6 protein-coding genes are annotated in these 5,525 nt (G+C 71.6%); 2 read left to right on the top strand and 4 right to left on the bottom strand.

Annotated features, from left to right (window positions below):
- Nucleotides 1–45: 45 nt before the first annotated feature.
- Genes AC1DVZ_RS18630 through AC1DVZ_RS18615 form a run of 4 tightly spaced genes read right to left on the bottom strand, consistent with a single transcriptional unit; the run spans nucleotide 46 to nucleotide 3,715 of the window.
- Complete coding sequence (locus AC1DVZ_RS18630; protein ID WP_477619691.1) at nucleotides 46–1,203, bottom strand: Mrp/NBP35 family ATP-binding protein; 1,158 nt, start codon at nucleotides 1,201–1,203, stop codon at nucleotides 46–48.
- A 9-nt stretch (nucleotides 1,204–1,212) separates the two neighbouring features.
- A complete protein-coding gene (locus AC1DVZ_RS18625) occupies nucleotides 1,213–1,782 on the bottom strand; it encodes a DUF1003 domain-containing protein (protein ID WP_477619690.1) in 570 nt (189 codons plus the stop codon).
- Nucleotides 1,775–3,049, bottom strand: a complete 1,275-nt coding sequence (locus AC1DVZ_RS18620; protein ID WP_477619689.1) for a magnesium transporter MgtE N-terminal domain-containing protein — start codon at nucleotides 3,047–3,049, stop codon at nucleotides 1,775–1,777. The genes AC1DVZ_RS18625 and AC1DVZ_RS18620 overlap by 8 nt, the downstream gene beginning before the upstream one ends.
- Nucleotides 3,050–3,070: 21 nt before the next feature.
- The gene (locus tag AC1DVZ_RS18615) at nucleotides 3,071–3,715 is read right to left on the bottom strand and encodes a hypothetical protein (protein WP_477619688.1); all 645 of its coding nucleotides are present in this window, start codon (nucleotides 3,713–3,715) and stop codon (nucleotides 3,071–3,073) included.
- 51 nt (nucleotides 3,716–3,766) lie between these two features.
- Here AC1DVZ_RS18615 and AC1DVZ_RS18610 point away from each other — a divergent pair, with 51 nt between their 5' ends.
- Together AC1DVZ_RS18610 and AC1DVZ_RS18605 are read left to right on the top strand one after the other, a co-directional pair.
- Entirely contained in the window at nucleotides 3,767–4,873 is a 1,107-nt protein-coding gene (locus AC1DVZ_RS18610) for an HpcH/HpaI aldolase/citrate lyase family protein (RefSeq protein ID WP_477619687.1), read from the top strand.
- A partial coding sequence (locus AC1DVZ_RS18605; protein ID WP_477619686.1) for an HpcH/HpaI aldolase/citrate lyase family protein occupies nucleotides 4,866–5,525 on the top strand: 660 nt, incomplete at its 3' end. The genes AC1DVZ_RS18610 and AC1DVZ_RS18605, both read left to right, overlap by 8 nt.

Here is a 5,525-nt window from a genome sequence, read left to right as displayed (position 1 = left end):
GGCGTGTTTACATCGACCGGGGGGCGGGGGGAAGGCCGAAAGGAGCTAGCGGCCGACGGGGGACAGGCCGAGCGAGCGGCCCGCCAGCCCGCGCGACCGGGTGCCGAGGCCCCGGGCGATGGCCCGCAGCGAGACGGCGGCCGGGGACTCGGGGTGACGAAGCACGACCGGGGTGCCCTGGTCAGCGCATTCACGCAAGTTGGTGTCGAGGGGGATCTGCCCCAGCAACGGCACCTCGGCGCCGACGGCCCGGGTGAGCGACTCGGCGACGACCTTGCCGCCACCGGAGCCGAAGATCTCCTGTCGCGAACCGTCGGGCAGCTCCAGCCACGACATGTTCTCGATCACGCCCACGATGCGCTGATGCGTCTGCAGCGCAATGGATCCCGCGCGTTCGGCGACCTCTGCGGCGGCCTGCTGCGGGGTGGTCACGACGAGGATCTCGGCGTTCGGGATGAGCTGGGCGACCGAGATCGCGATGTCGCCGGTGCCCGGGGGCAGGTCGAGCAGCAGCACGTCGAGGTCGCCCCAGAAGACGTCGCCCAGAAACTGCTGGAGGGCGCGGTGCAGCATCGGTCCGCGCCACACGACCGGCTGGTTCCCGGGCACGAACATGCCGATCGAGATGACCTTCACCTCGTGGGCGATGGGCGGCAGGATCATGTCGTCGACCTGCGTCGGCCGGTGCTCCACGCCGAGCATGCGCGGCACCGAGAAGCCGTAGACGTCGGCGTCGACGACCCCCACCCGCAGCCCGCTCTGGGCGAGGGACGCGGCGAGGTTCACGGTGATCGAGGACTTGCCGACGCCACCCTTGCCGGACGCCACGGCATACACGCGAGTCAGCGAACCGGGCTTGGCGAACGGGATCTCTCGCTCGGCGTTGCCACCACGCAGCTGGGTGCGCAGCGCAACGCGCTGCTCATCGCTCATCACCCCGAGGGTGACGTCGACGGCGGTCACGCCGGGCACCTTGGCCAGGGCCGCGGTGGTGTCCTTGGTGAGGGTGTCCTTCATGGGGCAGCCCGAGACGGTGAGCAGGATCGTCACCGCCACGCGGCCGGCGTCGTCGACCGTCACGCTCTCGACCATGCCGAGCTCGGTGACCGGCTTGCGGATCTCCGGGTCGATGACGGTCGTGAGCGCCTGGTGCAGGGCGTCGTCGGTCACCGTGGCGGGAGCGTCGGTCGGGCTGGGGGACATGCCCCCATGCTAGGTCGCGCCCTGGTCCTTCGAAGAACCGGTGGGGCCGCTCACGCTGTCATCTGCCTCACGTCGGCGGACCTCGAGCCCGCGGTCCTCGAGCTCGTCGAGCAGGCCCCGCAGCTCGGACCGCAGGAAGTCGCGGGTGGCGGCGTCGCCCATGGCGTGCCGCAGCGACGCCACCTCACGGGTGAGGTACTCGGTGTCGGCGAGGTTGCGCTCGTCGCGGGCCCGGTCCTGCTCCAGCGCCACGCGGTCTCGGTCGGCCTGGCGGTTCTGCGCGAGCAGGATCAGCGGCGCGGCATACGACGCCTGCAGGCTCAGCATCAGCGTGAGGAAGATGAACGGGTAGTTGTCGAAGCGCCAGTCCTTGGGCGAGACGAGGTTCCACGTCAGCCAGAAGACGACGAAGACCGTCATCGCGAGCAGGAACTGGGCGGTGCCCATGAAGCGCGCGAACTGCTCGCTCCACCTCCCGAACGTCTCCTGGTTCATGGCGGGTCGCGGCAGCAGGGCCCGACGGGACTCGCGGGGCTGGTCCAGCCGGCTGGAGGACATCCTCCGGTCGCGCTCAGCCATGGGTCACCTCGTGGCGCTCCTCGCGCCAGTCGTCGGGAAGGATGTGGTCGAGCACGTCGTCGACCGTGACGGCGCCGATGAGCCGGCCGTCGCCGTCGACGACGGGGACGCCGACCAGGTTGTAGGTCGCCAGCATGCGGGTGACCTTGCCGAGGGGAGCATCGGCACGCAGGGGTTCGATCTCCTTGTCGAGGATGCTGCCCACCGCGCCGTGCGGGGGTTCGCGCAGCAACCGCTGGATGTGCACCATGCCGAGGTACTTGCCGGTGGGAGTCTCGTGCGGCGTCCGGCAGACGTAGACGGTGGAGGCCAGGGCCGGCGAGAGCTCGACGCGGCGCACCACGGCCAGCGCCTCGGCGATGGAGGCCTCGGGACCGAGGATGACCGGCTCGGTCGTCATCATGCCGCCGGCGGACTCCTCGTCGTAGGTCAGCAGCCTGCGCAGGTCTGCGGCCTCGTCGGGCTCCATGAGCTGGAGCAGCTCCTCCTGCTTCTCCGCCGTGAGGTTGTGGAGCAGGTCGGTGGCGTCGTCGGGCTCCATCGCCTCGAGGACGTCGGCGGCGCGTCCCACGGGCAGCGTCTCGAGGATCTCGACCTGGTCGTCCTCCGGCAGCTCCTCGAGGACGTCCGCGAGCTTGTCGTCGGCCATCGCCTCGGCCACCTCGGCTCGACGCTTGGGCGACAGGTCGTGGATGACGTCGGCGAGGTCGGCGGACTTCAGGTCGTCATAGGTCTCGAGCAGCATCGCGGCCGACTGCCCGGCCGTGGACTGGTGTATGCCGGTGACGTCCTCCACGGGGACGAGCGCCGTGGCGCCACGGCGCCGCCGGAAGGCGCCGAGTGAGCTGCGGGCCGCGCCCTGCCGCACGTAGACCTTCGACATGGCCCAGTCGCGGCTGCGCTCGCGCTCGATCGCGACGTCCTCGACGGTCGCCTCGTAGGCGCCTTCTGGGTCGTTGACGGTGACCGGCCGCTCGAGGATCTCGGCCATCACCAGCACCTCGTTGGTGCGCTGCTCGAAGCGCCGCATGTTGACCAGTCCGGTGGTGATGACCTGACCACCGTCGACGGAGGTCACCCGGGTCATCGGCACGAAGACGCGGCGCCGACCGGGCACCTCGACGACCAGGCCGATGATGCGGGGACGGCGGCGAGAGGCCCCGAAGGTCACGACGACGTCGCGAACGCGCCCGACCTGGTCCCCGAGCGGATCGAACACGCTCAGGCTGGTCAGGCGGCCGACGAAGACGCGCGACGGAGTGCTCACGCCGCAAGGTTATCCGGCTGGTCAGCCGTCGTCGGGGAGGCGGTTGCCGCGCCGTCGGCGTGGTCGTCCGCGCCAGTGCCAAGGACGCCAGGTCGCCGTCGTGGCCTCGCTCGGCGGCACCGGCGCCGCACCCGACGTCGTGGGGTAGGAACCGGGCGCCTCCAGCGGGGCGCCGAAGGGCTGCAGGGCGCGCACGGTGCACTCGCGGGCCCACCGTTCCACCACGTCCTCGGTGCCACCGTCGTTGCGGGTGTTGAGGCGCCCTGCCTTGAGGGCTTCGGTGGCCGAGGACCACCGCTCGTCGGCAGGACCGATCTCGTGCACCGTCGCCTGCACGCTCAACAGCCGGCCGCCCGTGTCCTTGCTGCGCAGGATCAGCCGCACCTCAGGCGGCAACCACGGCAACGTCTGCTCGCCCGGGCCCGACACGGCATACACGGTCTCGTCCGCCCAGGCGTGCCAGAACGGCCACGCGCGGTCGTCCGGTGGCTGCACCCACATCAGCCCGGACTTGGTCGCGGCCTCGGCGAACAGGGCGGTGACGTTCAGGGGGGCGGCCTCGGGAGTGGTGGCGGCGGCGGGAGCGGCGGGAGCGGCGAGAGCGCTGGGAGCGGTGGGAGCGGTGGGAGCGCTGGCGTCAGCGGGCTCTCGCGCGGACTCGGTCACACGTGAACTGTGTCATAACCGCCACGGGACTGTCGCTGCTAGCGTCGCCGCGTGCGCAGCCCCAAGGACTTCTTCGCCCCGCTGGCGGTGGGTGCTCCGGCACCCCTCACCCAGGTGCCCTCCCGCCCGTCCCGGGTGATCCACTTCTTCGACCCGAGCAACGAGAAGATGGCCGCCAAGGTCCCGGCCATGGTCGGCACCGTCGACGTGCTGCTGGGCAACCTCGAGGACGCCGTCAAGGCGGACAGGAAGGAGGCGGCCCGCGCCGGGCTGGTGGCGATCGCCAAGGCGACCGACTTCGGCGACGCCACCCAGCTGTGGACCCGCGTCAACGCCCTCGACAGCCCGTGGGTGCTCGACGACCTCACCACCCTCGTGACCGAGATCGGCGACAAGCTCGACGTGATCATGGTCCCCAAGGTGCAGGGCCCGGAGGACATCCACTACGTCGACCGCCTGCTCGCCCAGCTCGAGGCGCGCGCCGGGCTCCAGCGGCCGATCCTCGTGCACGCCATCCTCGAGACGGCGCGCGGCGTGGCCAACGTCGAAGCCATTGCAGGCGCGAGCCCGCGCATGCAGGGGCTGTCGCTCGGGCCGGCCGACCTCGCTGCCGACCGCCGCATGAAGACCACCCGCGTCGGTGGCGGCCACCCCGGCTACCTCGTCCGCCAGGACCCGCCTGCGGGCGTGGAGGACGCCGTCAACGCCCCCCGCGCCACCTACCAGCAGGACCTGTGGCACTACACGATCGCCCGCATGGTCGACGCCTGCGCGATGCACGGGATCTTCCCGTACTACGGCCCGTTCGGGGACATCCAGGACGTCGTCGCGTGTGAGGACCAGTTCCGCAACGCGTTCCTCCTCGGCTGCGTGGGCACGTGGTCGTTGCACCCTGTGCAGATCGAGATCGCCAAGCGCGTCTTCAGCCCCTCCGCCGAGGACGTGGCGCACGCGCGCCGGGTCGTCGAGGCCATGGGCGACGGCACGGGCGCCGTCATGCTCGACGGCAAGATGGAGGACGACGCGTCACTCAAGCAGTGCCAGGTCATGCTCGAGCTCGCCGACCGCCTCGCGGCCTCCGACCCGCAGCTGGCCGCCCTGTATGCCGCGAAGCCGCCATCTGTTGATGTGGTGGCCCCCGAAGGCGCCGGTGCCTGAGGTGACGGTGACCCGCGAAGCCGGCGCCGCGGCATACCGACCGCGTCGTTCGGTCCTGTACATGCCGTCGTCCAACGAGCGGGCCCTGGAGAAGGCGAAGACCCTGCCCGTCGACGCGCTGATCCTCGACCTCGAGGACGCGGTGGCGCCCGACGCCAAGGAGCAGGCGCGCGACAACGCGTGCGCCGCCGTGCGGTCGGGCGAGTACGGCCGCCGTGAGCTGACGATCCGCGTCAACGCCCTCGGCACCCGGTGGCACGACGCCGACCTGCGCGCGGCCTGCGCGGCGGGTCCGGACGGGATCGTCGTCCCCAAGGTCGGCTCGGCCGACGAGGTGCGCGCCCTGGTCGCCGCCATGGAAGCGGCCGGGGCTCCCGAGCGCACCCGGTTGTGGGCCATGGTCGAGACGCCGGCGGCGGTGCTCCACGCCGAGGAGATCGCCCGCGCGTCCGACCGCCTGGCCTGCCTGGTCCTCGGCACCAACGACCTCTACAAGGAGCTGGGGGCGTCGTTCGCCCCTGGTCGCGCCGCCATCTCGGCCAGCCTGCAGCTGGTCCTTCTCGCCGCCCGGGCCGCCCGCGTCGCCGTGCTCGACGGGGTCTACAACGACGTCTTGGACGCCGACGGCTTCCGCGCGGAAGCCGGGCAGGGG

This window comes from Pedococcus sp. P2_E5 (assembly GCF_056403895.1).
Note: the sequence above shows the minus strand (reverse complement) of the source record. Positions and strands in the feature narration are given on the sequence as shown.